General features: G+C 59.0%; 24 protein-coding genes and 4 tRNA genes. 12 read left to right on the top strand and 16 right to left on the bottom strand.

The annotated features are described in order from the left end of the window. The first annotated feature begins 111 nt into the window (after positions 1-111). From rluD to ACA051_RS25310, 7 genes are all read left to right on the top strand, one after another. Positions 112-1,074, top strand: coding sequence for a 23S rRNA pseudouridine(1911/1915/1917) synthase RluD (rluD, locus tag ACA051_RS25340; protein WP_007942311.1), 963 nt, complete (start codon positions 112-114; stop codon positions 1,072-1,074). Next, positions 1,071-1,796, top strand: coding sequence for a peptidoglycan editing factor PgeF (gene pgeF, locus ACA051_RS25335; RefSeq protein ID WP_497305542.1), 726 nt, complete (start codon positions 1,071-1,073; stop codon positions 1,794-1,796). Before rluD ends, pgeF begins: the two co-directional genes overlap by 4 nt. A gap of 131 nt (positions 1,797-1,927) precedes the next feature. Next, the gene (gene clpB / locus ACA051_RS25330; RefSeq protein ID WP_497372376.1) at positions 1,928-4,492 is read left to right on the top strand and encodes an ATP-dependent chaperone ClpB; all 2,565 of its coding nucleotides are present in this window, start codon (positions 1,928-1,930) and stop codon (positions 4,490-4,492) included. 298 nt (positions 4,493-4,790) lie between these two features. Further along, positions 4,791-4,866: transfer RNA gene (locus ACA051_RS25325), tRNA-Asn, on the top strand. Between the two features lie 9 nt (positions 4,867-4,875). After that, positions 4,876-4,952: transfer RNA gene (locus tag ACA051_RS25320), tRNA-Pro, on the top strand. A gap of 5 nt (positions 4,953-4,957) precedes the next feature. After that, positions 4,958-5,033: transfer RNA gene (locus ACA051_RS25315), tRNA-Lys, on the top strand. A 95-nt stretch (positions 5,034-5,128) separates the two neighbouring features. Continuing rightward, positions 5,129-5,205: transfer RNA gene (locus ACA051_RS25310), tRNA-Pro, on the top strand. A 163-nt stretch (positions 5,206-5,368) separates the two neighbouring features. On the opposite strand, the gene ACA051_RS25305 is transcribed toward ACA051_RS25310, so the two are convergent. The 5 genes from ACA051_RS25305 to ACA051_RS25285 form a co-directional block, all read right to left on the bottom strand. Further along, on the bottom strand, positions 5,369-5,764 hold the full coding sequence (locus ACA051_RS25305; protein WP_497372374.1) for an HvfA family oxazolone/thioamide-modified RiPP metallophore: 396 nt from the start codon (positions 5,762-5,764) through the stop codon (positions 5,369-5,371). 313 nt (positions 5,765-6,077) lie between these two features. After that, positions 6,078-7,376, bottom strand: a complete 1,299-nt coding sequence (locus ACA051_RS25300) for an NAD(P)/FAD-dependent oxidoreductase (RefSeq protein ID WP_497305537.1) — start codon at positions 7,374-7,376, stop codon at positions 6,078-6,080. Between the two features lie 60 nt (positions 7,377-7,436). Continuing rightward, complete coding sequence (locus tag ACA051_RS25295; RefSeq protein WP_497305536.1) at positions 7,437-7,610, bottom strand: DUF3094 domain-containing protein; 174 nt, start codon at positions 7,608-7,610, stop codon at positions 7,437-7,439. 51 nt (positions 7,611-7,661) lie between these two features. Further along, positions 7,662-8,189, bottom strand: a complete 528-nt coding sequence (locus ACA051_RS25290; protein ID WP_497305534.1) for an MOSC domain-containing protein — start codon at positions 8,187-8,189, stop codon at positions 7,662-7,664. Further along, a complete protein-coding gene (locus ACA051_RS25285) occupies positions 8,186-8,812 on the bottom strand; it encodes a DUF1780 domain-containing protein (protein ID WP_007970534.1) in 627 nt (208 codons plus the stop codon). The genes ACA051_RS25290 and ACA051_RS25285 overlap by 4 nt, the downstream gene beginning before the upstream one ends. Positions 8,813-8,942: 130 nt before the next feature. Between ACA051_RS25285 and ACA051_RS25280 the strand changes: the two genes are divergently transcribed. The 3 genes from ACA051_RS25280 (at position 8,943) to ACA051_RS25270 (ending at position 10,374) form a co-directional block, all read left to right on the top strand. After that, the gene (locus ACA051_RS25280; RefSeq protein WP_497372371.1) at positions 8,943-9,410 is read left to right on the top strand and encodes an FAD/FMN-containing dehydrogenase; all 468 of its coding nucleotides are present in this window, start codon (positions 8,943-8,945) and stop codon (positions 9,408-9,410) included. Continuing rightward, positions 9,407-10,096 carry an energy-coupling factor ABC transporter permease gene (locus ACA051_RS25275; protein WP_497305531.1) on the top strand — a complete coding sequence of 230 codons (690 nt, stop codon included), beginning with the start codon at positions 9,407-9,409 and terminating at the stop codon, positions 10,094-10,096. Before ACA051_RS25280 ends, ACA051_RS25275 begins: the two co-directional genes overlap by 4 nt. A 62-nt stretch (positions 10,097-10,158) precedes the next feature. Next, on the top strand, positions 10,159-10,374 hold the full coding sequence (locus tag ACA051_RS25270) for a hypothetical protein (RefSeq protein WP_497305529.1): 216 nt from the start codon (positions 10,159-10,161) through the stop codon (positions 10,372-10,374). A gap of 3 nt (positions 10,375-10,377) precedes the next feature. Here ACA051_RS25270 and yacG read toward each other — a convergent pair whose 3' ends face one another. From yacG to pilB, 5 genes are read right to left on the bottom strand one after another with little or no spacing between them, the layout of a single operon-like run. Beyond that, a complete protein-coding gene (yacG, locus tag ACA051_RS25265; protein ID WP_497372369.1) occupies positions 10,378-10,578 on the bottom strand; it encodes a DNA gyrase inhibitor YacG in 201 nt (66 codons plus the stop codon). After that, entirely contained in the window at positions 10,575-11,198 is a 624-nt protein-coding gene (gene coaE / locus ACA051_RS25260; RefSeq protein WP_497372367.1) for a dephospho-CoA kinase, read from the bottom strand. Before coaE ends, yacG begins: the two co-directional genes overlap by 4 nt. Beyond that, positions 11,195-12,067 carry a prepilin peptidase gene (locus tag ACA051_RS25255; RefSeq protein ID WP_497372366.1) on the bottom strand — a complete coding sequence of 291 codons (873 nt, stop codon included), beginning with the start codon at positions 12,065-12,067 and terminating at the stop codon, positions 11,195-11,197. Before ACA051_RS25255 ends, coaE begins: the two co-directional genes overlap by 4 nt. A 1-nt stretch (position 12,068) precedes the next feature. Then, on the bottom strand, positions 12,069-13,286 hold the full coding sequence (locus ACA051_RS25250; RefSeq protein ID WP_497305523.1) for a type II secretion system F family protein: 1,218 nt from the start codon (positions 13,284-13,286) through the stop codon (positions 12,069-12,071). A gap of 2 nt (positions 13,287-13,288) precedes the next feature. Further along, positions 13,289-14,989: a type IV-A pilus assembly ATPase PilB gene (gene pilB, locus ACA051_RS25245; protein ID WP_497372364.1), complete on the bottom strand. Its 1,701-nt coding sequence runs from the start codon at positions 14,987-14,989 to the stop codon at positions 13,289-13,291. A 225-nt stretch (positions 14,990-15,214) separates the two neighbouring features. Here pilB and ACA051_RS25240 point away from each other — a divergent pair, with 225 nt between their 5' ends. Together ACA051_RS25240 and ACA051_RS25235 are read left to right on the top strand one after the other, a co-directional pair. Next, positions 15,215-15,628 (top strand): pilin, encoded by a 414-nt coding sequence (locus ACA051_RS25240; RefSeq protein WP_497305520.1) that lies wholly within the window; start codon positions 15,215-15,217, stop codon positions 15,626-15,628. A 314-nt stretch (positions 15,629-15,942) separates the two neighbouring features. Next, a complete protein-coding gene (locus ACA051_RS25235; RefSeq protein ID WP_497305518.1) occupies positions 15,943-16,296 on the top strand; it encodes a BON domain-containing protein in 354 nt (117 codons plus the stop codon). 283 nt (positions 16,297-16,579) lie between these two features. On the opposite strand, the gene ACA051_RS25230 is transcribed toward ACA051_RS25235, so the two are convergent. From ACA051_RS25230 to pgi, 6 genes are all read right to left on the bottom strand, one after another. Then, the gene (locus ACA051_RS25230) at positions 16,580-16,876 is read right to left on the bottom strand and encodes a DUF2845 domain-containing protein (RefSeq protein WP_497372362.1); all 297 of its coding nucleotides are present in this window, start codon (positions 16,874-16,876) and stop codon (positions 16,580-16,582) included. After that, positions 16,876-19,818: a DUF748 domain-containing protein gene (locus ACA051_RS25225; protein WP_497372360.1), complete on the bottom strand. Its 2,943-nt coding sequence runs from the start codon at positions 19,816-19,818 to the stop codon at positions 16,876-16,878. Before ACA051_RS25225 ends, ACA051_RS25230 begins: the two co-directional genes overlap by 1 nt. A gap of 116 nt (positions 19,819-19,934) precedes the next feature. After that, the gene (locus tag ACA051_RS25220; RefSeq protein ID WP_497372358.1) at positions 19,935-20,951 is read right to left on the bottom strand and encodes a class I SAM-dependent rRNA methyltransferase; all 1,017 of its coding nucleotides are present in this window, start codon (positions 20,949-20,951) and stop codon (positions 19,935-19,937) included. Positions 20,952-21,174: 223 nt separating this feature from the next. Continuing rightward, positions 21,175-22,047, bottom strand: a complete 873-nt coding sequence (locus tag ACA051_RS25215) for an oxygenase MpaB family protein (RefSeq protein ID WP_497305512.1) — start codon at positions 22,045-22,047, stop codon at positions 21,175-21,177. 66 nt (positions 22,048-22,113) lie between these two features. Beyond that, a complete protein-coding gene (gene acs, locus ACA051_RS25210; RefSeq protein WP_497305510.1) occupies positions 22,114-24,051 on the bottom strand; it encodes an acetate--CoA ligase in 1,938 nt (645 codons plus the stop codon). Between the two features lie 230 nt (positions 24,052-24,281). Next, entirely contained in the window at positions 24,282-25,946 is a 1,665-nt protein-coding gene (pgi, locus tag ACA051_RS25205) for a glucose-6-phosphate isomerase (RefSeq protein ID WP_497305508.1), read from the bottom strand. Positions 25,947-25,952: the final 6 nt, after the last annotated feature.

Raw genomic sequence — 25,952 nt, 5'->3', positions numbered from 1 at the left:
GCCGTCCTGTTATGATGAGCGCCCCGTTGAATAGCCTCGGGGCAAAAGACGCCGTATTTAACCACAAGCGCGCAGCCGAAACCAAAGGCTGTGCCGACGCCTAGTCTGAGCATGTCCGATAAAATTGAACTTCGCGCAGAGGTGCCGTCCGAATTGGGCGGCCAACGCCTCGATCAAGTCGCCGCACAATTATTCGCTGAGCACTCGCGCTCGCGCCTTTCCGCCTGGATCAAAGACGGCCGCCTGACTGTGGATGGGGCGGTTATCCGCCCGCGAGACATCGTTCATGGTGGCGCCATTCTTGAACTGACTGCCGAGCAGGAAGCTCAGGGCGAATGGATCGCTCAAGACATCGAGCTGGACATCGTCTATGAAGACGACGACATCCTGGTGATCAACAAACCCGCGGGTCTGGTGGTGCATCCTGCCGCCGGTCACGCTGATGGCACCTTGCTCAACGCCTTGCTGCACCACGTGCCGGACATCATCAATGTGCCCCGCGCCGGTATCGTGCATCGCCTGGACAAGGACACCACCGGTCTGATGGTGGTGGCCAAGACCATTCAGGCGCAGACACAGCTTGTCACGCAACTGCAGAGCCGCAGCGTAAGCCGGATCTACGAATGCATCGTGATCGGTGTGGTGACGGCCGGCGGCAAGATCAATGCGCCGATCGGTCGTCACGGCCAGCAACGCCAGCGCATGGCCGTGATGGAAGGGGGCAAGCAAGCCGTCAGCCATTACCGCGTGCTCGAGCGTTTCCGCTCCCACACTCACGTGCGGGTTAAGCTGGAAACCGGTCGTACTCACCAGATTCGCGTGCACATGGCTCACATCAACTACCCGTTGGTCGGAGACCCTGCCTACGGTGGTCGCTTCCGCATTCCACCGGCAGCCAGTGTGACCATGGTCGAATCGTTGAAGGCATTCCCCCGTCAGGCCCTGCATGCGCGGTTCCTGGAGCTGGATCACCCGACCACCGGAAAACGCATGAGCTGGGAATCGCCACTGCCGGACGATTTCGTCTGGTTGCTGACCCTGCTCAAGCAAGACCGTGAGGCGTTCATCGGATGAGTGACTGGCTGATTCCCGACTGGCCTGCGCCTGCCGGGGTGAAAGCCTGTGTAACCACCCGTGCGGGCGGCGTCAGTCTGGCGCCGTTCGACAGCCTCAACCTTGGCGATCACGTCGACGACAGCCCCGAAGCGGTTGCCGAAAACCGCCGTCGCCTCACCGATCATTTCTCTATTCGGCCGGCCTGGTTAAAGCAGGTTCACGGCGTTGTCGTGGCTCAAGCCGATCCAAGCCTTGTGGCCACTGCCGACGCAAGTTGGACCGCAACACCTGGTATTGCCTGCGCGGCAATGACCGCCGATTGCCTGCCGGCCTTGTTTTGCGACCGTGCGGGCACTCGCGTTGCAGCGGCCCATGCCGGTTGGCGTGGGTTGGCGGCGGGTGTGCTCGAAGCCACCCTCGATAGCCTCGATGTGCCACCAGAAGACGTGCTGGTCTGGCTCGGCCCGGCCATTGGCCCGCAAGCCTTTGAAGTCGGCCCCGAAGTACGCGAAACCTTCGTCGAACAATTGTCCGAAGCCGCCAAAGCCTTTGTCCCGAGCCAGAATGACGGCAAGTTCATGGCCGACATCTACGAGCTGGCGCGTTTGCGCCTGGCTGTACGCGGTGTCACCGCTGTGTATGGTGGCGGTTTCTGCACCGTAACCGATCCTCGCTTCTTTTCTTACCGCCGTAATCCTCAAACGGGTCGGTTTGCCTCCCTGATCTGGCTCGAACGCTAGACTTCTCTGATCTACATCAACTGTACGACGCTTGAATCTCCCAGAATCGACCACATCTAATGAGGTATCTGGCAGGTTTCTTCATTCAGGATGTTTTTATAGGTCCGGCCTGCTCAAAAGGAAGGTGACCCATGCGTATAGATCGTTTAACCAGCAAGTTGCAGTTAGCTCTATCCGACGCCCAATCGCTGGCAGTCGGCCTTGACCATCCCGGCATTGAACCCGCGCATTTGATGCAAGCCATGCTCGAACAGCAGGGTGGTTCGATCAAACCCCTGCTGATGCAGGTCGGTTTCGACGTCAACAGCCTGCGTAAAGAGCTGACCAAAGAGCTCGACCAGCTGCCGAAAATCCAGAACCCGACCGGCGACGTGAACATGTCGCAAGACTTGGCGCGCCTGCTCAACCAGGCCGATCGCCTGGCCCAGCAGAAGGGCGATCAGTTCATCTCCAGCGAACTGGTGCTGCTCGCTGCCATGGACGAGAACAGCAAGCTCGGCAAGTTGCTGCTCGGCCAGGGTGTGAGCAAAAAGGCTCTGGAAAACGCGATCAATAATCTGCGCGGCGGCGAAGCAGTCAATGACACCAACCACGAAGAGTCTCGTCAGGCGCTGGACAAGTACACCGTCGACCTGACCAAGCGTGCCGAAGAAGGCAAGCTTGATCCGGTGATCGGCCGTGACGACGAAATTCGCCGGACCATTCAGGTGCTGCAGCGCCGCACCAAGAACAACCCCGTGCTGATCGGTGAGCCTGGCGTGGGTAAAACCGCCATCGCCGAAGGCCTGGCCCAGCGCATCATCAACGGTGAAGTGCCGGATGGTCTGAAGGGCAAACGCCTGTTGTCCCTGGATATGGGGGCGCTGATTGCCGGTGCCAAGTACCGCGGAGAGTTCGAAGAGCGCCTGAAATCGCTGCTCAACGAGCTGTCGAAGCAGGAAGGGCAGATCATTCTGTTCATCGACGAACTGCACACCATGGTTGGCGCCGGCAAAGGCGAAGGCTCGATGGACGCGGGCAACATGCTCAAGCCTGCGTTGGCGCGCGGTGAACTGCACTGCGTTGGCGCGACGACACTCAACGAGTACCGCCAATATATAGAGAAGGATGCGGCCCTCGAACGGCGCTTCCAGAAGGTCCTGGTGGACGAGCCGAGCGAAGAAGACACCATCGCGATTCTGCGTGGCCTCAAAGAGCGTTATGAGGTTCACCACAAAGTCGCGATCACCGACGGCGCCATCATCGCTGCCGCCAAGCTCAGCCATCGCTACATTACTGACCGTCAGCTGCCGGACAAGGCTATCGACCTGATCGACGAAGCGGCTAGCCGCATCCGCATGGAGATCGACTCCAAGCCGGAAGTCCTGGATCGTCTGGAGCGCCGTCTTATTCAGCTGAAGGTGGAATCCCAGGCGCTGAAAAAAGAAAGCGACGAAGCCGCGATAAAACGTCTGGAAAAACTCAAGGAAGAAATCGTCCGCCTTGAGCGTGAGTACTCGGACCTCGAAGAAATCTGGAATTCGGAAAAAGCCGAAGTACAGGGTTCTGCGCAGATCCAGCAGAAAATCGAACAGTCCCGTCAGGAGCTGGAAGCCGCGCGCCGCAAAGGCGACTTGAACCGTATGGCCGAGTTGCAGTACGGGATCATCCCGGACCTGGAACGAAGCCTGCAAATGGTCGATCAGCACGGTAAAAGCGAAAACCAGTTACTGCGCAGCAAGGTGACCGAAGAAGAGATCGCCGAAGTCGTCTCCAAGTGGACCGGTATTCCGGTGTCGAAAATGCTCGAAGGCGAGCGCGACAAGCTGATGAAGATGGAAAGCCTGTTGCACCAACGTGTGATCGGCCAGGACGAAGCGGTGATTGCCGTTTCCAACGCGGTGCGGCGTTCCCGTGCCGGGTTGTCCGACCCGAATCGCCCGAGCGGTTCGTTCATGTTCCTCGGCCCGACCGGTGTCGGTAAAACCGAGCTGTGCAAGGCGCTGGCCGAGTTCCTCTTTGATACGGAAGAGGCGATGGTGCGGATCGACATGTCCGAGTTCATGGAGAAACATTCCGTGGCCCGACTGATTGGTGCGCCACCGGGCTACGTGGGCTATGAAGAGGGCGGTTACCTGACCGAGGCGGTGCGTCGCAAGCCTTACTCGGTGATCCTCCTGGACGAGGTCGAGAAGGCCCACCCGGATGTGTTCAACATCTTGCTGCAAGTACTGGAAGATGGCCGACTGACCGACAGTCATGGCCGCACGGTGGATTTCAAAAATACCGTGATTGTCATGACCTCCAACCTGGGCTCGGTACAGATCCAGGAACTGGTCGGTGATCGCGAAGCGCAGCGTGCGGCGGTGATGGATGCGATTTCCACGCACTTCCGGCCGGAGTTCATTAACCGGGTCGACGAAGTGGTGATCTTCGAGCCATTGGCGCGGGATCAGATCGCGGGCATTACCGAGATCCAGTTGGGTCGACTGCGCAGTCGTCTGACTGAGCGCGAGTTGAAACTGGAGCTGAGTCCAGAGGCCATGGACAAGCTGATCGCGGTGGGTTACGACCCGGTGTACGGGGCACGACCGCTCAAGCGGGCGATTCAGCGCTGGATCGAGAACCCGCTGGCACAACTGATTCTGTCCGGTCGTTTCATGCCAGGCGACACGGCTGTCGGCACGGTGGAGAACGACGAAATCGTATTTGCCTGACCCGCCACGACAGTGAAATAAACAAGGCCTCGCATCGCGAGGCCTTTTTTTCGTCAGGTTGTTGAACTGAAAGGAAAAGGCTTGTAAAGTGCGCCCCGCAGTAAGTCACCCGTAAGGGTTTCTGCTCCCCAAGCAGAAATCTGAAATAAGTTGCAAATCATTAACTTGAATGCAATTTAAGGGGTTGACAGAGGTGCTTAAGATTGTAGAATAGCGCGCCTCAGACACACGAACGCAGCGATGCGAACGGGTCGAAGAGGTGAAGCAAGCTTCACAGTTGTAAATTGAAATATGTAGTTCCGTGATAGCTCAGTCGGTAGAGCAAATGACTGTTAATCATTGGGTCCCAGGTTCGAGTCCTGGTCACGGAGCCAATTTCAAACCGGGGTATAGCGCAGTCCGGTAGCGCGCCTGCTTTGGGAGCAGGATGTCAGGAGTTCGAATCCCCTTACCCCGACCATTTTTGGGTCGTTAGCTCAGTTGGTAGAGCAGTTGGCTTTTAACCAATTGGTCGTAGGTTCGAATCCCACACGACCCACCATTTTTGAAACCAGTTAACGCTGGAATCAGATCTTAAGATCAGACGCCAAAAGCTCTGTTCGCAGAAGGCGCCTTTAACGGGTGCCTTTTTTTTACCGGGGTATAGCGCAGTCCGGTAGCGCGCCTGCTTTGGGAGCAGGATGTCAGGAGTTCGAATCCCCTTACCCCGACCATATTAAAAATCCTCGTATCGAAAGATACGGGGATTTTTTTTGGCTTCGAAAAACAAAGCTTCAGTCATCGTATAACTGCTGGGCAGCGCTTCCAGGTGTAAATCGCCAGACGAAAAAAAACCGCGCTTCCCCAAGTAAAAGCGCGGTTTTGATTCCTGAAGGCTTAGGCGCCGTCTTGGTCTTTCAAATGTTCGAACAGACCTTTTGGCATTTTCTTGCCATTGGCTTCGAAGTTGGCTTTTACGTTGTCGTAAGCCTCTTGCTCGTCGATGAAGCCGTCATGGTTGGTGTCGATCTTGTCGAAGTTGGACTTTGGCGCGACTTTCTGGAATTCGGCGCGGGATACCTTGCCGTCGCCATCGGTATCGGTCTTCGCCATCGACGCATCGCCACACTTGCCTTCGCCACATTTGCCTTCAGGGGTTTTTACCACCTGTTCGGCCGAGGCCAGCAGGTAGCCCTGAGTCAGAGGCTGCGAAGCGAATACGGAACCGGACAACATCATGCCACCGGCCAGAACAGCGCCGAGCAGACTAATAGTGTTTTTAGTACGGGACATTTCAATACTCCAGGGTTGTACGACACAACCGTTCGATAAAGGACGCCACGTGAGTGCGGCGATAACCGTAGCGGGCGAGTTGCCTTGCTCGGATGTGGCCATTTAAAGGGCGGGGTGTATCGCTACTGTGTCGCGCAAGGGGGAGTTTGTAAGCGAGGGGGTGGAATCGTGGCGGGAGATACAGTGAGACACACAAGTGTCAAACAGTGGGGACGAGGTGCCTCATTCGCGGGCAAGCCTCACTCCTACAGATGGGTGGTGACTGTAGTAGCGAGGCTTGCCCGCGAAGAGGTGCTAATGGACGCTGAAGATCTTAATGCAGTTTGAGTCGCGGCTCAGTCCCGCGCCCGATTTTGCTACCGAGCATCAGCATCGCCGTGCGAAACGCGCCATACAGCGCCATCTGGTGCATGCGATACAGCGACACGTAAAACATCCGCGCCAGCCAGCCTTCGAGCATCACGCTACCGGTCAGGTTGCCCATCAAGTTACCCACAGCCGAAAAACGTGACAGCGAGATCAGCGAGCCGTAGTCGGTGTACTTGTACTCCGGCAACGCCTTGCCTTCGATCCGCAGTTTCAGCGATTTGGCCAGCAACGAAGCCTGCTGGTGCGCAGCCTGGGCGCGCGGCGGTACGTTGCGGTCGGTGCCTGGTTGCGGGCAGGCCGCGCAGTCACCGAAGGCGAAGATGTTTTCGTCGCGGGTGGTTTGCAGGGTCGGCAGCACTTGCAGTTGGTTGATGCGGTTGGTTTCCAGGCCATCGATGTCCTTGAGGAAACCTGGTGCACGAATACCGGCGGCCCAGACTTTCAGGCTCGCGCTGATCACTTTGCCGTCGGCGGTGATCAAGCTGTCAGCGGTCACTTCGCTGACGGCGGCATTGGTCATCACATTGACCCCGAGTTTCTCCAGGGTTTTATGCACAGGCCCGCCGATGCGCTCCGGCAGGGCTGGCAACACCCGTGGGCCGGCTTCGATCAGGGTGATGTGCATGTTTTCCGGTTTGATCCGGTCCAGGCCATAAGCCGCCAGTTCGTGGGCGGCGTTGTGCAGTTCTGCGGCCAGTTCAACCCCGGTGGCACCCGCGCCGACGATGGCGACGCTGATCTGCTCGACCTTGTCGGTCTGCCCGGCATGAGCGCGCAGGTAGTGATTGAGCAGTTGCTGATGGAAACGCTCGGCCTGCTTGCGGGTGTCGAGAAACAGGCAATGCTGCGCCGCGCCCTGCGTACCGAAATCGTTGGTGGTACTGCCGACGGCAATCACCAGCGAGTCGTAAGCCACTTCACGCGCCGGCACCAGTTCCAGGCCTGCCTCGTCGTAGGTGGCGGCCAGCTGGATTTTCTTCTGTTCGCGATCGAGCCCGCTCATGCGCCCCAGCTGGAACTCGAAGTGGTTCCATTTCGCCTGGGCAACATAGTTGAGTTCGTCTTCGGAAGAGTTCAGCGACCCGGCCGCCACTTCGTGCAACAACGGCTTCCAGATGTGGGTCAGGTTCGCGTCGACCAGCATCACACTGGCCGTGCCACGTTTGCCCAGAGTCTTACCCAGACGGGTAGCCAACTCCAGACCGCCGGCGCCGCCGCCAACGATGACAATACGATGAGTCATAGGGATATCTCGCAAGGCTAAAAGAAATCGGTGCAATTACCCGAGCGAGCGCGAAGCTGCTCATAGCGTCAGGTAACTGATAAATCGGCTCAACAGGCCTAAACCAATGGTCACTGCCAACACCACCACCAGGAGCATCCACGGCCGGAAAGGCCGGCGCTCGACTCGGTGCTGGGACAGGTGCAGGTACTCTTCGACATGCTTCTGGTCGTCGGGGTTCAGGTGGCTGGTCATATTGGGCCTCGTCAGGTAGACGTTGCTGAAGGTGTAGAAGCTACAGGCTGATTAACGAACGTTGAACGGAGCATAGCCGCTGTCGGGGATGGGCTCGACGCTCACCCTGTCGTCCAGGCGAATGATTCCACCTTGTAGCACTCGGGCTGTGATTCCGCCATGTCCGCGAACGGCCTGAAACGTCCCGGGGCCCAGGTTGTTCTGCAGGCGCGCGCAAGGCTGGCACCAGCCGGTGGTTTCGAAAATGGCCTGGCCGATGCGGAAACGACGACCCTTGAGGCTGAACAGGTTGATACCGCTGATAACGAGGTTGCGCCGCAACTCTTCAGGCAAGACCGGTTGGTCGTGCGGGCGGCCCATCAGCGAGCTGATTACCGGCAGGTGCTCCCATTGAATCAGTGTCACTTGCCGTGCGTTACGTACACCGGGGCGGGCTCGGTCGCCGGTCAGGCCGGCTTCAAGTCGTGCCTCCACGGCATCCAGTTCGATCATCGGCACGTGAGGTTCCGGGCGCACGCCGATCCAGCGCACGCGGCCCATTTGTGGGACTTCGGCGATTAATGCCTGCAACGGGCTCACAGGCTGATCCCGACGTCGAAGACGATGCTGCGGCCAAGGTTACTGCGCAGGAAATCCGGGGCGTCCGGGTGGGCGAACAGCACTCGGGCGAAGGTCGGGCCGACCAGCGACAGTGATCGCCATCCCTGACGCAGGTATTCGGTCGGCGGCGGGAAATGGCTGTTGAGGTCGAGCACTTCACGCTTGAGGCTGGCGAAGGCGATGATGTCCAGCTCCCCCAGGTCCATGCCGCGCTCTTTGTAGTTGTGGGCTTTTTTACGCAAGGTCGGCGCCAGTCTCAGCAGGAATTCATTGGCGGGAATGCGCCGGGGCTTGGCCTCGCGACGCACGAGCTGGCTTAGGGAAAACGCGCTGCGCCGGCGTTGCAGTTCATCGCGCCATTCGTCATTGAGGCGCCGGCCTTCGTCGAGGACGAAAAACACCTCGAAGCTGGCGTCACGAAACAGTACGTCCGGCGGCTCCCCGGCAGGGGCGAACTCGTCGGCGCGATAGGGAATGTTCAGGCCTTGCAGCAGGCGTTGGCAGACCCAACGCTCACGCTCCCATTTGCGGGCATTGGACAGAAAGGCGTTGGCTTGCTCGGCCGCGATGGTCAGCAGGCGTAAATAATCTGAGTCATCCATAGGCCCAAGCTTAGCGTTCAAATGCGACAAGCTGAAAGCGTTTACCGGCAAAGGACGTCACTGGGCAGTCGGAACGGGCGGTGTAGACTGATGGCCAGTATGGGTAATTGATCTGACAAGGGGGGTTAACGTGAAATATTGGCCGGTGTTACTGTTGAGTCTTCTGCCCTTATGGGCCCATGCACTGGAGGTGGGCGAGCGACTGGCGCCCTGGACCTTGCTCGATCAGTTCGACCAGGCCTACACGCTCGATAATCAGACTCAGACGCTGCTGGTGGCGCGAAGCATGGACGCCGCGAAACTGGTTGACGCTGCGCTGCAAGGCCAGCCCAAGGGTTATCTGGAGGCGCGACACGTCGTGTTTTTAGCGGACATCCAGCGCATGCCACGGCTGATCGCGAAGATGTTTGCCGTTCCGGCCATGCGCGATTATGCCTACCGGGTCATGCTGGACCGAGAGGGACGTGTGGCGCCGCGCTATCCCGGGGCTGTGGATAAAGTGCTGTGTCTGCAACTCAAAGACGGTCAATTGGTTGCGCAACACGAATATGCCACGGCTGCGCAGCTGCATGAGGCGCTGGAGAAGGTTCGACCATGATCGGTGCCGAGCTGCTGTCCCTGCAAACGCTGACAGTCGGCTGGCTGATTTATGTGCCCGTGCTGCTCTGGGCCATCTGGCGTGTGCCGTGGGTTGAGCTGTTCACCGACAGCCGCCGTCAGCATTTGCTGTTTGGCACGGTGTTCGCGCTGTTCATGCTGTGGCTGGTCCGACGTGATTTCGATACGGGCGTGTCGTATCACTTCATTGGCATGACGGCCGTGACGTTGCTGCTGGACTGGCCGCTGGCGATCGTCGGCGCCTTGGTGGCGCAATGCGGGCTGGTGCTGCTCGGGCGTCAGGACCTGGCGGCCGTCGGGGTCAACGGGGCACTGCTGATTGTGCTGCCGGTGCTGGTGACCGAGTGCTGTGCCCTCCTGGTCGAGCGCGCGCAGCCGCGTAATCCCTTTGTGTATATCTTCGTGTCCGGCTTCTTCGCAGCGGCGCTGTCAGCCCTGCTGTGTCTATTGCTGGCGCTGTGGCTGTTGTGGTTCAACGAACGTTTCGAGATGCCGTATTGGCTGGAAGATTTTGTCGGTTATCTGTGGCTGCTGATTTTTCCGGAAGCCTTCATCAACGGCATGATTGTCAGCGCGCTGGTCGTGTTCAGCCCGGAATGGCTGGAGACCTTCAATCGCACACGCTACCTTTCGGCACCCTGGAAAGACGACGACCCCAAGTCTTGATCCACATCAAATCGATAAAACGCTGACGCTTTCATGCTCCACAAAACCTCAGGAACATCGAAATGAGTGTGTACGAATGGGCAAGGCAGGAGTTGCGTCAGAGCCTGGATAGCGCGCAGGAAGTGGGGTTTGATCCGGGATTGAGCCTGCGCGCCTTGCTCAGCGCGGTGGTGCAGCAGAGCAAGACAGTGCGCAGTGCCGAAGACCTGGCCGACGAGTTGCGTTTTCTCGCGGAAAACCTCGATGAAGACCAGGACTACGGCTTTATGCGGCCTTGAGTGTCAGTGACGCGGTTCGAAGTCTTCGCTGAACATATCGTCTTCGGCGTCCGGGCTGACCGGAATCTTGTGTTCTTCCGACGCCCAGGCGCCCAGGTCGATCAGTTTGCAACGGTCCGAACAGAATGGCCGGAATTTGCTCTCCGGGCTAAATTCAACGGGGGCGCCGCAAGTTGGGCATTCGACGGTTGGGATCTGGCTCATGACTGGCCTCCACGCAAAGTAAGGTAAAAGTGATGCAGGCGTTCGACCTCGCTGTGCAGCCAGGCGAGGTCGCGGTCGTTGACCACCACATCGTCGGCGCGGCTCACGCGGTCCTGGCGGCTGGATTGCGCCTTGAGGATCGCCTGGACCTGTTGCTCGCTGGTCTGGTCACGCTGCAAGGTGCGTTCGATCTGTAGCTGTTCCGGGGCGTCGATGACCAGCACCCGCTGGGTCATTGCGTACTGCCCGGACTCGATCAGCAATGGCGAAACCAGAATCGCGTAAGGCGATTGTGCCTTGGCCAGGTGATCGGCGATTTCCTTGGCGATCAGCGGATGCAACAACGCTTCGAGCCAGCGGCGCTCCTCCGGCACCTCGAAGATCAGTTTGCGCAACGCCGCGCGGTCCAGTTGTCCGTCGGCTTGCAACACGCCGGGGCCGAAATGTTCAGCGATCTTCGCCAGCGCCGGGCGTCCCGGCTCCACGACCCAACGGGCTGCGTGATCGGCGTCCACTACGTGCACGCCCAGGTCGATGAAGTGCTGGGCAGCCGCGCTTTTGCCGCTGCCGATGCCGCCGGTCAGGCCCAGAATCCAGGGTTTTTCCACAGGGGTATTCATTTCAAACCGACAAACTGCCAATAGAAGCCGGTTATTTGACCACCCCAGAGCAAGGCAATCCAGCCGGCAATTGCCAGAAAGGGTCCGAAGGGGATCGGTGTCGAGGTTTTCGCGTTGCGCAGTCGCAGCAAAATCACCCCGATGATGGCGCCCACGAGCGATGACAGGAGGAGGGTCAGCGGCAGTATCTGCCAGCCGCCCCAGGCCCCGAGCAGGGCCAGTAACTTGAAATCGCCATGGCCGATGCCGTCCTTGCCGGTGAGCAGCTTGAACAGCCAGAACACTGACCACAACGTCATGTAACCGGCCACTGCGCCCCACAACGCGTCATGCAATGACACGAACAATCCGAAGCTGTTGACGATCAACCCCAGCCACAGCAGCGGCAGCACCAACACATCCGGCAGCAGTTGGTGCTCGGCGTCGATCAGACTCATGGCCAGCAAGCCCCAGGTCAGCACCAGCACCATGCAGGCCTGCCAGCCGAAGCCGAAATGCCAGGCGATAAACGCCGAGATCAATCCGCAGGCCAATTCGGTCAATGGATAGCGCTTGCTGATCGGCGTGGTGCAGTTCGAGCATCGCCCTCGTAGAAACAGATAACTGAGCAGCGGAATGTTTTCCCAAGCGCGGATTCGATGGTCGCACTGCGGGCAGTGGGAATGAGGCAGTATCAGGTTGTAGGCCGGGCCCGGCGCCTCGGGTGGTACGCCCAACACGTCATGGGCTTGCAGCCGCCATTCGCGGTCGAGCATTTTCGGCAGGCGCCAGACCACCACGTTGAGAAAGCTGCCGATCAGCAGGCCGACCGCCAGGGCGATGACCACGAACGCCAGCGGATAGAGGTTCAGGATTTCGTTCAAGGGCATGTCAGATCGCTGAGCCGAGTTGGAAGATGGGCAGGTACATCGCAACCACCAGGCCACCGACAATAACACCCAGCACCACCATGATGAACGGCTCCATCAGGCTGGTGAGGTTATCGACCATATTGTCCACTTCATCCTCGTAGAAGCTCGCGACCTTATCGAGCATGTCGTCCAGTGCACCGGACTCTTCGCCAATGGCGGTCAGCTGAATCGCCATGCTGGGAAAGATGCCCGAGGTGCGCATGGAGAAATTGAGCTGCATGCCGGTCGACACATCCTGCTTGATCCGCAGCACCGCTCGCTTGAACACGATGTTGCCGGTCGCGCCGGCCACCGATTCCAGAGCCTCGACCAGTGGCACGCCGGCGGCGAACGTGGTCGACAGGGTGCGGGCGTAACGGGCCACGGCAGACTTGTACATCAACGTGCCGATCAGCGGCAGTTTCAGCAGCCAGGTGTCCATCCTGTCCCGAAAGCCTTGGGATGTTTTGAACGCGTGGCGTACACCGAAGAGGGCGGCGATCAACACGCCGAGCATCATCCACCACCACGCCTGCATGAACTCCGACAAGCCGATGACCATCACGGTGAAGGCCGGCAATTCGGCGCCAAAGCCCTTGAACACCGACTCGAACTGCGGCACCACCTTCACCAGCAGAATCCCGGTGACAATGATCGCCACAAAGACCACGGCCAGCGGGTAGGTCATGGCTTTCTTGATCTTGGCCTTGAGGCTTTCGCTCTTTTCCTTATAGGTCGCCACCCGTTCCAGCAAAGTGTCCAGAGCGCCGGCCTGCTCACCCGCGTCTACGAGGTTGCAGTACAGCTCATCGAAATACTGCGGCTTTTTGCGCAGAGAAGCGGCGAAGCTGTTACCCGCCGCGACTTCCTGTTTCACCTCGTCCACCAATTTACGCATGGCCGGGTTATCGAAGCCTTCGCCGATGATGTCGAACGATTGCAGCAGAGGCACACCGGCTTTCATCATCGTTGCCATCTGCCGGGTAAACAGGGCGATTTCCTGAGCCTTGATACGTTTGCCGAAGCTGAAAATCGAGACAGATTTCTTGCGCACCTTGCCGGGGTTGATCCCCTGCTTGCGCAACTGAGCCTTGATCAACGCCGGGTTGAGACCGCTCAACTCGCCGGTCATTCTGGAACCTTTCCTGTCCGTTCCTTCCCAGGCGTAGACACTGATTTTTGCTGCTTTGACCGCCATGTTCAGTCCTTGGTGACCCGGTTGATTTCTTCAAGGCTGGTGACGCCTTGCATGGCCTTGATCAAGCCCGAGGTGCGCAAGTCATTAAAACCGTCCTTGCGCATCTGGATGTCGATTTCCAGTGAGTTGCCTTCGGCCATGATCAGCCGTTGCAGGTCCGGTGTGTTCTTCACCACTTCATAAATCCCCACTCGCCCTTTGTAACCGCGGTTGCATTGATCGCAGCCGACCGGCTCATAGATCGTGAACGAGCCGATGCGTTCCTCGGGGAAGCCTTCCTTGAGCAGCGTTTCGCGGGGAATCTCGATGGGTTTCTTGCAATGGCTGCACAGTTTTCGCGCCAGCCGCTGGGCGATGATCAGGGTGATCGAGGTGGCGATGTTGAAGCCCTGAATGCCCATGTTGTGCAGGCGGGTCAGGGTTTCCGCGGCGCTGTTGGTGTGCAGGGTGGAAAGCACCATGTGCCCGGTCTGGGCGGCCTTGATGGCGATTTCGGCGGTTTCGAGGTCGCGAATTTCGCCGACCATGATCACGTCCGGGTCCTGACGCAGGAACGAGCGCAGTGCCTGGGCGAAATCCAGCCCTTGTTTGGGATTGACGTTGACCTGGTTGATGCCTTCCATGTTGATCTCCACCGGGTCTTCGGCGGTGGAGATGTTGATGTCCACGGTGTTGAGGATATTCAGGCCGGTGTAGAGCGACACGGTTTTGCCTGAGCCGGTCGGCCCGGTGACCAGGATCATCCCCTGTGGCTGCTTCAGCGCGGCCATGTACAAGTCTTTCTGTTCAGGCTCGTAGCCGAGGGCGTCGATGCCCATTTGTGCGCTGGACGGGTCGAGGATCCGGATCACCACTTTCTCGCCCCACAGGGTCGGCAGGGTGTTGACCCGGAAGTCGATGGACTTGGTCTTGGACAGACGCATCTTGATCCGCCCGTCCTGGGGTTTGCGCCGCTCGGAGATGTCGAGGCTGGCCATGACTTTCAGCCGCGCCGCGATGCGGTTGGCCAGTTGGCTCGGCGGCCTGGCGACTTCTCGCAGCATGCCGTCGGTGCGCATCCGCACCCGGTAGGTTTTTTCGTAGGGCTCGAAATGCAGGTCGGAAGAACCGCTTTTGATCGCATCGAGCAACATCTTGTGGACGAAGCGCACCACTGGCGCGTCATCGGCATCCTGGCCTGCGATGGAGTCCTTTTTGTTGTCATCGACCGACTCGATGTCCAGCCCGTCAAGGTCTACATCGGCCATGTCTTCGAGGCCGGTGGAATGGCTGTCGAAGAATTTCTCGATGGCGTCGCTGAGTTTGTCGTCCTCCACCAGGATGGCTTCGGTGTTCAACCCGGTGCTGAACTGGATGTCATTGATGGCTTGATGATTGGTCGGGTCGGAAATCCCCACGAACAGTTTGTTGCCACGGCGCCAGAGGGGCAGGGCGTGGTGCTGACGGATCAGCTTCTCACTGACCAGCCCTCGGGGTTGGGTTTCCTTGTCCAGGCAATTGAGGTCGAGCAGCGCCATACCGAAATGCTCCGACGCAATCTCGGCGACCTGCCGACTCTTCACCAGCTTGTTCTGCACCAGGTAACTGACCAGGGAGATTTTGGTGCGTTGGGCTTGCTGAAACGCCTGTTGCGCGCTTTGGTCGGTGAGCAGTTCGGCCAGGACCAGTTGCTTGGCCAGACCGCTTAGGGCGATGTCATTCATTGGGATACCGGACGCAGACAGTTCATGACTTATAGCCTAGTCAAGGAGCTGAGCCAAACCAGCGGCCGTCAGGTGACAAATAGTGTCAGATAGTGCGGATCCTGGGGGTAGGAAAGGTCTTTGACCTGGCTTCGAGCCCCGCCAACAGGGGGCGCTGCGCTTGGCACGGGGTGTGCTGAAGCTCATTCAGATCATGAGATTTCGACTCATGCATGGAGCCTGTCTATGAATACTCAAAAAGGTTTTACCCTGATCGAACTGCTGATCGTGGTGGCGATCATCGGGATTCTGGCGACGTTTGCGTTGCCGGCTTATTCGAAATATCAAGCACGTGCCAAAGTGACGGCCGGCCTGGCAGAGATCACGGCGTTGAAAGTGCCGTTCGAAGACCTTATGAATTCCGGCACTAATCCGGATTTGACGAAGGTCGGAGGAACAGCCACTACCTCTAACTGCACCACTACGGCTTCTGGCGTAGCGACTGATGGTACCGGTTCTATCGCTTGCACGATTCTCAATGCGCCCGGCCCGGTCTTGAGCAAGACAATCACCCTGTCGCGCACGTTGACTGGCTGGACATGCGGCACCACGGTTGCGCCTGATTACGCGCCGAAGGGTTGTAACGCCACTGGGACGTAGTTTCTCGGCGGTTTAATGAGTGCCCGGTCTGCAAAGACCGGGCATTTTTTTTGTCCGTCGTAGGGGGAAACCCGTGAAAGACAGAAATTCTCGACAATTCATGGCCTTACGCCTGCGGCAAAACCCGCAACTTGCATGCAGAGAATCTCGAAGTCATGCAATTTGCATGATTCCGAAAAACAGAAAATTTCATAAGTAATTGTTTTATAACGATTTATTGTCTGTTTTAAAGTTGGCACAGCGTTCGCAATATACCCAGTAACCCTGCTGACAAGACACGCAGCAGACTTTCTAGAAAAACAGGAGTTACTCGTATGAAGAAGTTCGCTATCGCTGCCGCTACTGCTACCGCGCTGACCCTGACCATGGCCAACGCTGCATTCGCACAGACCCAAGCGACTCAGGCACCAATGGTCCTGGCCGCCGGTGAAGTGACCCAAGCCAAAGAAGCTACCTCCGACACCTGGATCACCACCAAAGTCAAAGCAGACCTGGTAACCGAAAAAGGCATTCCTGGTACTGACATCAAGGTTGAGACCAACAAAGGTGTTGTTTCCCTGTCGTCCACTGTTGCAGTGACTGACGCTCAGAAAACCACCGCCGTGGCTATCGCCAAGAAAATCAAAGGCGTCCAGGCGGTCTCCGCTGACGGCCTGAAAGCCGAGTAAGGCAAGACTTCTCGCCTGGACTGGGAGAAGGCGCGGCAGGCGGGCCGAGCAATACGCCAGCCGCATCTGGAGAGTTCATGCGAAAGGCCACAAGGATGTGGCCATTACAGGCCTCCGACATTCGTGTCGGGGGCCTGTTCTATTGTGGGCGTCGCAATAACCAATGTGGGAGTGAGCCTGCTCGCGATAGCGGTGTGTCAGCCAACATCAATGCTGAAGGACGAACCGCTATGGCGAGCAGGCTCACTCCTACATTTGTATGTGCCCACTTTGGATAGTGGGTTCAGTTACCGCGCTTGCTGGTGATCTGTTTCAGCCGATTACCTTCAAACCGCAGGTATTGATACATCCCGCCATTGGGCCCGTAGGTCCATTCCTCGACCTGAAACTCTTCCCGCCTGTTGGCGCTGCGCTTGTAGCCCAGCAGATCGCGGCTGACCGGGTCACCGCACTTCTGCAGCACTTCGCTGGACCGGTCGCCAACACTGACCAATTGACTGCCGCAACGCAGGGTATCGGCCGCCGAGGCCTGACTGGCGGCCAGTGCGAGGGTCAGGCTCATTAGCAATCGTCTGATCATCACTCGGCATCCAGGTGCATCGGCGTCACCACCCGACCGTCACTTTGCGCCTCGCCCAGTTGGGCGTCGATGAAGTAGACACGGTCATCGGCCATTTGCGCCTTGTCCACCAGGTAATCCTTGATGCTGCTGGCGCGTTCCTGACCCAACTGGCGCAACAGCACATCGCTGGAGCTCCAGAATTTGATCACGTCTGCACGCATTTTTGCGCTGCGTTCTTCCTTGCCCAGATCCTTCCATTCAGCCGGTGGCTGGTTCTTCAGACGCGTGCGGTAGATCCCTTCCAGTAGCGGACCTTTCTCGCCGTCCGGCACTTGCAGCAATGAAGCCTGGGCTGGAACCTTGTCGCCGCGTCGCTGGAGCATTTTGTAGTAGTTGTACTGGTATTCGCGCTCAAGCCGTTGCTCGGCAATCAGTGGGCCATCGCTGTTGGCGGCCGCGGTACCCTCGATTTCCAGGCGCAGGGCCGGACGTTCCTTGAGTGCCTGGGACAGTTTGATCAGTGAAGCCTCGGCGTCCTTGCTCAGTTCGCTTGAACCCGGCGCAAACGAGACAGTGCCCAAATCTTCGGAACCCCCGCCACTGACCAGCCCGCCAATCATTTTGAACGGCGCTGCAGCCGCCTTGACGATCAGATTGCGCAGGGTCTGCCAGACAATCGGCATGACGCTGAACTGCGGATTGTTCAAGTCGCCGGTTACCGGCAGCTCGATGGAAATCTTGCCGTCGATGTCCTTGAGCAACGCGATCGCCAGTTTCAGCGGCAGGCTTACAGCGTCCGGACTGTCGACCTTCTCACCCAGTTGCAGTTGCTCGACGACCACTTTGTTTTCGGCCTTGAGCTGACCCTTGACGATTATGTAATGCAGGTCGAGATTGAGCCGGCCCTTGCGGATGCGGTAACCGGCGAACTTGCCGGAGTAGGGCGTCAGCGTGGTCAGCTCCACACGTTTGAAACTGGTGGCGATGTCGAGGCTGGACATCGGGTCGAACGGATTGACCGAACCCTTGATGGTCACTGGCGCGTAGCGGTCGACCTTGCCTTTGATATCGACGCTGGCCGGTTTTGCCTGACGGCTGTCGATGGTGCCGATCTGCCCGTTGAGCTGTTGCACGGCCGTGGCGAAGTTCGGGGTCAGGCTGAAGTCGGCGAAGTTCGCCGAACCGTCATTGATGGCAATGCCGCCAATGTGGATGCCCAGCGGTTTGTCCTTGCTGGCAGGTTTGGCTGCGGCGGTCTTGGCAACTGCGGTGTCGGCCGGTTGCGGGATCAGCAGGTCATCGATGTTGGTGGTGCGGTCATCGTTGATCATGAAGCGCGCGTAAGGCTGGAACAAGTTGACCTTGTCGATCGACAGGCTGTCGCCGTGTTGATAGTTCAGGCCTTCGATCACCAACTGCTGCCACTTGAGGAAGTCGCGGGTCTTGAGGGTGTCGAGGGTGTGCAGTTGATCGACCTGCGCTTTACCGGTGACGCTGAACGCCAATGGCTCGGTGCTTTTCAGATCGACCGCCAGATCACTGCCGAGCATGCCGCTGCGCAGTTCCAGGCGAATGAACGGGTTGATGTAGGACTGGGCGACACGCAGGTCGATGTCCTTGGTCTGCACGTTCATTTTGGCGCTGACCGGTGCCAGATTGACCACGCCGTCGGCCATGAGCTTGCCTTGTTTGCCCACGCCGGTGTCGAGCTTGAGGTTGAAAGGCGAGCCGTTGAGGCTGTCGAAGTTCTGCAAGTCGAGGTTCAGCGGGCCAACGTCCAATGCTACGGCGGGTTGCGCTTTACGATCGGCCAGATGCACCTGGTAATCGCGCAGTTGTACGTCTTTGAGCAGGACTTGCCACGGTTTGCTCGGTGGCGCGGGTTCTGGTTTTGGTGAGTCGGCGGCCGCCGGCGTGCTGGTCGGCTCTGCATCAGCCTTCACGGCTGCCTTGGACGGTTGGCTGGCGAACAGTTTTTGCCAGTCCAGTTGCCCATCTGCTTCGAGGGCGGCCCAGGTTTCGAGTTTCTGGCTGCGGATCTTGCCGACCACCACTTGCTGCTTGGCCAGGTCCACGGTGGTTTCGCTGACGTCCAGACGCGCAAGCTTGGCCAGCGGCCGCCCGTCCGGCGCCTTGATGTTGAACGGGGCGATGCTGAGCGCCACGTTGCTCAGCAGCAGTTCGGTTTCTTTGGACAGGTTCAGTTTGTAGTCGGTGCTCAGGTTCAAGGTGCCGTTTTCCAGGTCCAGCGGCAACGAGTCGCGCACGTACGGCCACCAGACTTTCATGTTGGCATCGGTGACTTTCAACTTACCTTCGGAGGCAATCGGGATCAGGCTGAAATTGCCGGTCCAGTCGATCTGCCCGCCTGCCGGGCCGACGGCTACCAAGGTCATGTCGGCGTTATCTTCCGGCAGCGTGCTGAGGTTCTTCAGCTCGAAGTCGAGTTTGTCGTAGAGGAATTCGATAGGCTCGCTGGGCCGTGCGTCCTGAAAGTGCACATAGCCGTCAGCCAGTTTGATCCGCTCGATGCGCAACGGAAACGGCTTGGAGTCCGGGTCAGCCGGGGTTGGTTCACTGGCGGGGATCTTGAACAGGCCCAGCAGATTGAGCTTGCCGTCCTTGCCGAAGAGGATTTCGGTCTTGGGTTTGTCGATTTCGATATCGGACAGGTGCAGCGCCTTGGTCCACAGGCTGTCGATCTGCAAGTTGGCATACAGGCGTTCAAAACCGACCTGTTCCTTGCCCGGCTCGCCGATGATCAGGCCCCAGAGGGTCACTTCCAGGCTGAAAGGGTTGAGTTCGATCCGGGAAATCGTGGCGGGCATCGTGGCGTAATTGGCCAATTGCTGATTGGCGACCCGCAACGCGATGCCCGGTAAAATCAGAAACCCCAGCAGGCTATAAAGGGCCAGAGCAGTCAACAATGCGCCAATAGCGCGAATCAATCCTTTGGGCATGTGCGGCTTCATCTGTCTGAATCGGAGTGCGTTGGAGTATGGCACGCGTTTCCGGTTCCGAAGTGATCGCACTCTTCTGGTTTTTCAGAAATTAGCGTAGGAAATTTCCTGCGTGATCAGAGTTGCAGAATCAACGTTTTCAGCGGCGGCTGTTGATCCATCGACGGGAAATCGCCGCCCGGCTTCATGACGGTCCACTCACGCACCGGACGCCCGGCCTTCTCCGCGCAACGTAAAACCTGTTCGCGCCAATCGTCCATGCTGACCTTTGCCAGGTTGTTGCAGCAGATCAGCACGCCGTTGTCGGCTGTGGTCAGCAGCGCCGGTTTGAGCAGGCTCTGGTAGTCGCGCAGCAGGTCGACCGTGCCGAACGCGCTCTTGGCCCAGGCGGGTGGATCGAGCAGCACCAGATCGTACTGACGCTGTTCAAGACGCGTGTAACTTGGCAGTTTCTGCCCGCGCCGTTGACTGATCGGCAGGCCCGCCAGTTGACGGATGGCCGGGAAGTAATCGGACTGGATGAACTCCATCGCAGGCAATTGCGGATTGAGCAGACCGTTCTCGCGACCGACCGCCAGATTGCCCTCGGCGAAATCCAGGTTGCAGACCTCGCGAGCGCCACCGGCCGCAGCGCTCAGACCGACACCGCAGGTGTAGGCGAACAGGTTGAGCACGCTTTTGTTTTTGCTGTGCTCCTTGACCCAGCCGCGCGTATTGCGCAGGTCGAGGAACAGCAGCGGGTCCTGGCCGGGATGACGGCCGCGAACCCGGTAGTTCAGGCCCCATTCGTGGCCGATCAGGTCCTGCAGGGCCGCCTCGTCGGCGCGGTAGACGGTGTCTTCGCGGTCAATCCGCGAGTTGCCACGGGAGCGGTCGTTGTAGACCAGCAGCGTCTCGAGGCCCAGGTGTTGATTGATGGTCTCGTGCAGTTGCAGCAGCGCGTCACGCTCCAGCGCCTGGTGGAAACTTTGCACCAGCAATTGCGGGCCGTAGCGGTCGATGGTCAGGCCACCGGCGCCTTCCTGGCTGCCGTGGAACAGGCGATAGCAATCGGTGCCTTGCTGATGCAGCTCGGCGAGCAGGTCCTGGCGATGTTCGAGGGCGGCGCGCAGCGCCTGATTCAAGGAAGACATGCTGGCGCCTTGCAGGAGGGAATTTGGCGCGGGAGTTTAACAGCTTGGCAGGGGAGCGAGGTGCTCTGTGGCGAGGGGCTTGCCTGTGGCGAGGGAGCTTGCTCCCGCTGGGCTGCGCAGCGGCCCCAAAATCTCAGCCCTTATCGGGGATTTTCGCGAGCGCTTCGCACTCGAGCGGGAGCAAGCTTCCTCGCCACAGGCATATCGATGCAGGGGCGGCGGGTCAGCTCAGTAGCCCCATCCGCCGCTTGGCCCGCTGCACCGAGCCATTACGCATCGCCCAGCGCAACATCGGCGCACTGCGCCTGACGCTGGCGCGGATCAGTTGGCGTTGCAACGGGTTCTGATTGACGCCGAGCATGTCACTGGCCCAGTCCGGCAGCAGATCGATCCCGGCCTGCATCATCAAGCCGCCAAACGGTTTGGCCAGACGGCTGGGGGCGGGCGCGTTCAACAGCAGTCGCAACACCTCGCGACTGCGCTGGTCGCACAGCAGTTGCGGGCGGATTCGTTCAAGGTAATCAGCGATTTCCTTGCGGCTGCGCGGCACATCGCGGGCGCCCAAGCGTTCGGCAACCAGTGCGATTTCGCCGTAGTAACGGTCCTGATCTACCCATGAAAGGTGCGGATTGCGATAACGCAGATGCGCGGCGAGGAAGTTGCTGACCTCGGCCACGTGCACCCACGTCAGCAAGTCGGGATCGCTGGCGGCGTAAGGCCGGCCGTCTGGCGCAATGCCGACCACTTGCAGGTGAATGGTGCGGACCTTCTCGATCAGCCAGTCGGCGTCTTTGCGCGAACCGAACGTCGTTCCGGAGATGAACTGACTGGTACGGCGCAATCGGCCGATCATGTCTTCGCGAAAATTCGAGTGATCCCAGACCCCGGCCAGGGCCAGTGGATGCAGGGCTTGCAGCATCAGCGCACTGATGCCACCGATCAGCATGCTGCTGAAATCGCCATGGACTTGCCAACTCATCGAATCGGGACCGAACAGGCCAGGATCGCCTTTGGGATTTTCCAGGTCGAGCTTGCCCAAGGACAGACCGGTCAGGCTCATGAGCTGGGTTTCGATGCGGGTACGGATGAATTCCATGGCGACTCAGTGGCGAAAAAGGAGACGCGGCCATTAACGGCCGCGCAGGTTTTTGAAACAAGGAAATTATTGGTTCAGGCGTTTGTCGACCAACTCCTGAACCACACTCGGGTCGGCGAGGGTCGAGGTGTCACCGAGGCTGTCGAGTTCGTTGCAGGCGATCTTGCGCAGAATGCGCCGCATGATTTTGCCTGAACGGGTTTTCGGCAAGGCCGGGGCCCACTGGATCAAGTCCGGTTTGGCGAAGCTGCCGATTTCCTTGCTGACGTGGGCCAACAGTTCTTTCTTCAGTTCGTCATTGGGCTCGGTGCCGTTCATGGGCGTGATGAAGGCATAGATGCCTTGGCCCTTGATGTCGTGGGGATAACCGACCACGGCGGCTTCGGCGATGCTGTCGTGCAACACCAGCGCGCTTTCTACTTCCGCGGTGCCGATGCGGTGCCCGGAGACGTTGATCACGTCGTCGATGCGCCCGGTGATCCAGTAATCGCCATCCTCATCGCGCCGCGCGCCGTCACCGGTGAAGTAGTAACCGGGGTAAGGCTTGAAGTAGGTGTCGACCATTCGTTGCGGATCGCCATAGACGCTGCGGATCTGCGCCGGCCAGCTGGATTTGATCGCCAGCACGCCGCTGCCGGCGCCTTTGATTTCCTTGCCCGTTTCATCCAGCAACACCGGTTGCACGCCGAACATCGGTTGTGTGGCGCAGCCGGGTTTGATCCGTTGCGCGCTGACCAGCGGGCTGAGCATGATGCCGCCGGTTTCGGTCTGCCACCAGGTGTCGACGATCGGGCAACGCTGTTCGCCGACGACGTTAAAGTACCAATCCCACGCTTCCGGGTTGATCGGCTCGCCGACGCTGCCGAGTAATCTGAGGCTCTGGCGAGAAGTTTCCTTCAACGGCTCGGGGCCTTCACGCATCAGCGAGCGCAGCGCAGTCGGGGCGGTGTAGAAAATGTTGACGTGGTGTTTGTCGATCACCTGCCAGAAGCGCGAACTGCTCGGGTAACTCGGCACGCCTTCGAAGATCAGCGTGGTCGCGCCGTTGGCCAGCGGGCCATAGACGATGTAACTGTGGCCGGTGACCCAGCCGACGTCGGCGGTGCACCAGAAGACTTCGCCTTCGCGGTAGTCGAGCACGTACTTGAAGGTCATCGCCGCTTGCAGCAGATAGCCGCCGGTGGTGTGCAGCACGCCTTTGGGTTTGCCGGTGCTGCCGGAGGTGTAGAGGATGAACAGCGAGTCCTCGGCGTCCATCGGCTCCGGCGGGCAGTCGTCGCTGACGTCGCGCAGCGCCTGGTGATACCAGAGGTCACGACCTTCAACCCAGTTCACTTCGCCTTGGGTGCGTTCGACGACGATGACGGTGCTGACGTTCGGGCAACTTTGCAGTGCCTGGTCGACATTCTGCTTGAGCGGTACGAATTTTCCGCCGCGCACACCTTCGTCGGCGGTGATCACCGTGCGGCAGTCGGCGTCGAGAATCCGGTCGCGCACAGAGTCTGGAGAGAAGCCACCGAACACCACCGAATGCACCGCGCCGATCCGCGTGCAGGCGAGCATGGCGTAGGCCGCTTCCGGAATCATCGGCATGTAGATGCACACGCGGTCACCCTTTTTCACGCCACGGCTTTTGAGCACGTTGGCCAGGCGACAGACGTTGTGATGGAGTTTTTTGTAGGTGATCTGCACGGATTCGGCGGGATCGTCGCCTTCCCAGAGGATTGCGATCTGATCGCCGCGTGTTTCCAGATGACGGTCGATGCAGTTGTAACTGACGTTCAGTTTGCCACCGGCAAACCAGCTGGCCTCACCGGTTTTCAGGTTATAGCGCTGGACGGTGTCCCACGGCGTGCTCCAGTCGAGAAAGCGGGTGGCCTGCTCGGCCCAGAACTCACTGGGGTGCTCGATGGATTGGCGGTAGAGGCGGTGGTAGTCGTCTTGACTTAGGTTTGCAGCCCGGCGGACGGCATCGGCTTTGGGGAACGTGCTGATATCGAACATGACGGTTCCTTATTCTTGTTTTGCGACAAGATCTAAAGATGCGCCGAGTGAACAACGGGTTCAAGTCATACACAAAACAACTGTGGGAGTGAGCCTGCTCGCGATAGCGGTGGATCAGTCAACATCGATGTTGAATGACAAACCGCTATCGCGAGCAGGCTCGCTCCTACAGGGATGGGTGTTGCCCACAGCATTTGTGTTTGGCACAAACCCTGTGGGCGGGCGTCAGATCAGCCGCGGTGGCGACCGCGGAAGTAGTTGATCAGGCCTTGGGTGGAAGCATCGTCAGCCGGGGTTTCTTCGCTGCCGACCAAGCGGTTGTAGACGCCTTTGCCCAGCTCTTTACCCAGCTCCACGCCCCACTGATCGAAGGCATTGATGCCCCAGACCACGCTTTGCACGAAGACTTTGTGTTCGTACATCGCCACCAGCGCACCGAGCCGACGCGGGCTGATGCGCTCGACCACCAGGGTGTTGCTCGGACGGTTGCCCGGGATCACCTTGTGCGGCGCGATTTTATGCACATCTTCTTCGCTCATGCCTTTGTCACGCAGCTCGGTTTCGGCTTCGGCAAGGGTCTTGCCGAGCATCAGTGCCTGGCTTTGCGACAGGCAGTTGGCGTACAGCCACTGGTGGTGGTCGGACACCGGGTTGAAGCTGACAATCGGCACGATGAAGTCAGCCGGAATCAGTTGGGTGCCCTGGTGCAGCAACTGGTGATACGCGTGCTGACCGTTGCAACCCACGCCGCCCCAGATCACCGGGCCGGTATCGGTGGACACTGGCGTGCCGTCCTGGCGCACGCTCTTGCCGTTGGATTCCATGTCCAGTTGTTGCAAATGCTTGGTGATGTTACGCAGGTAGTGGTCGTAAGGCAGGATTGCGTGGCTTTGCGCACCCCAGAAGTTGCCGTACCAGACGCCGAGCAATGCCAGCAGCACCGGCATGTTCTGGTCGAAAGGCGCGCTCTGGAAATGCTGGTCCATGGTGTAGGCGCCGGACAGCAGTTCCTTGAAGTTCGACATGCCGATGGCCAGCGCAATTGGCAAGCCGATGGCCGACCACAGCGAGTAACGGCCGCCGACCCAGTCCCACATCGGGAAGATGTTTTCTTCGCGGATACCGAACGCCACGGCCGCTGCATTGTTGCTGGAAACGGCGATGAAGTGACGATACAACTCGGCTTCCGAACCGCCCTGAGCCAGATACCAGGCGCGAGCGGCCTGGGCATTTTTCAGGGTTTCGAGGGTGTTGAAAGATTTCGACGAAACGATGAACAGCGTGGTTTCCGCGCGCAGCTTCATGGTCAGTTCGTGGAACTCGCTGCCATCGATGTTTGCCAGGTAATGGCAACGCACGCCTTTCTGGGCGTAGGACAGCAGCGCTTCAGACACCAGCTCAGGGCCGAGGAACGAGCCACCGATGCCGATGTTCACCACGTCAGTGATCGGCTTTTCGGTGTAACCACGCCACAAACCGTCGTGGATGCGGCCGACGAGGTCGGTGATCTGGTTCAGCACTTTGTGCACTTCAGGCATCACGTTGACGCCGTTCACCGACAGCTTGTCGCCGACCGGGCGGCGCAGGGCGGTGTGCAGGGCTGGACGACCTTCCGACGAGTTGACGATTTCGCCGTCGAACAGCGACTTGATCGCGCCCTTGAGGTCGACTTCATTGGCCAGGCCCACCAGCAGATTGCGGGTCTCGGCGTTGATCAGGTTCTTCGAGTAATCGAGAAACAGGCCGCAGCTGCTGAGGGTGAATTGAGTAAAACGCTGCGGATCGGCATTGAAGGCCTCGCGCATGCTGAAATCCTGCATGGCTTGGCGGTGGTCATTCAACGCTTGCCAGGCGGGCAGAGCGGTCACGTCATGAGGAGTGCGGTAGTACGCCATCGCTGC

Source organism: Pseudomonas sp. LBUM1669, assembly GCF_059695705.1.
The sequence above is the reverse complement of the archived record's forward strand: the minus strand, read 5'-3'. Positions and strand labels throughout refer to the sequence as shown.

Coding starts and splice junctions, on each gene's coding strand:
- ACA051_RS25220 (WP_497372358.1), bottom strand. CDS start 20,951: ATGTCTTCCTTGAATCAGGCGCTGCGCGCCGCCCTCGAACATCGCCAG.
- clpB (WP_497372376.1), top strand. CDS start 1,928: ATGCGTATAGATCGTTTAACCAGCAAGTTGCAGTTAGCTCTATCCGAC.
- ACA051_RS25295 (WP_497305536.1), bottom strand. CDS start 7,610: ATGACCAGCCACCTGAACCCCGACGACCAGAAGCATGTCGAAGAGTAC.
- ACA051_RS25275 (WP_497305531.1), top strand. CDS start 9,407: ATGATCGGTGCCGAGCTGCTGTCCCTGCAAACGCTGACAGTCGGCTGG.
- ACA051_RS25240 (WP_497305520.1), top strand. CDS start 15,215: ATGAATACTCAAAAAGGTTTTACCCTGATCGAACTGCTGATCGTGGTG.
- yacG (WP_497372369.1), bottom strand. CDS start 10,578: ATGAGCCAGATCCCAACCGTCGAATGCCCAACTTGCGGCGCCCCCGTT.
- ACA051_RS25215 (WP_497305512.1), bottom strand. CDS start 22,047: ATGGAATTCATCCGTACCCGCATCGAAACCCAGCTCATGAGCCTGACC.
- rluD (WP_007942311.1), top strand. CDS start 112: ATGTCCGATAAAATTGAACTTCGCGCAGAGGTGCCGTCCGAATTGGGC.
- ACA051_RS25285 (WP_007970534.1), bottom strand. CDS start 8,812: ATGGATGACTCAGATTATTTACGCCTGCTGACCATCGCGGCCGAGCAA.
- pgeF (WP_497305542.1), top strand. CDS start 1,071: ATGAGTGACTGGCTGATTCCCGACTGGCCTGCGCCTGCCGGGGTGAAA.
- ACA051_RS25255 (WP_497372366.1), bottom strand. CDS start 12,067: ATGCCCTTGAACGAAATCCTGAACCTCTATCCGCTGGCGTTCGTGGTC.
- ACA051_RS25235 (WP_497305518.1), top strand. CDS start 15,943: ATGAAGAAGTTCGCTATCGCTGCCGCTACTGCTACCGCGCTGACCCTG.
- coaE (WP_497372367.1), bottom strand. CDS start 11,198: ATGAATACCCCTGTGGAAAAACCCTGGATTCTGGGCCTGACCGGCGGC.
- ACA051_RS25225 (WP_497372360.1), bottom strand. CDS start 19,818: ATGCCCAAAGGATTGATTCGCGCTATTGGCGCATTGTTGACTGCTCTG.
- pilB (WP_497372364.1), bottom strand. CDS start 14,989: ATGAATGACATCGCCCTAAGCGGTCTGGCCAAGCAACTGGTCCTGGCC.
- ACA051_RS25230 (WP_497372362.1), bottom strand. CDS start 16,876: ATGATCAGACGATTGCTAATGAGCCTGACCCTCGCACTGGCCGCCAGT.
- ACA051_RS25300 (WP_497305537.1), bottom strand. CDS start 7,376: ATGACTCATCGTATTGTCATCGTTGGCGGCGGCGCCGGCGGTCTGGAG.
- acs (WP_497305510.1), bottom strand. CDS start 24,051: ATGTTCGATATCAGCACGTTCCCCAAAGCCGATGCCGTCCGCCGGGCT.
- ACA051_RS25270 (WP_497305529.1), top strand. CDS start 10,159: ATGAGTGTGTACGAATGGGCAAGGCAGGAGTTGCGTCAGAGCCTGGAT.
- ACA051_RS25305 (WP_497372374.1), bottom strand. CDS start 5,764: ATGTCCCGTACTAAAAACACTATTAGTCTGCTCGGCGCTGTTCTGGCC.
- ACA051_RS25250 (WP_497305523.1), bottom strand. CDS start 13,286: ATGGCGGTCAAAGCAGCAAAAATCAGTGTCTACGCCTGGGAAGGAACG.
- pgi (WP_497305508.1), bottom strand. CDS start 25,946: ATGGCGTACTACCGCACTCCTCATGACGTGACCGCTCTGCCCGCCTGG.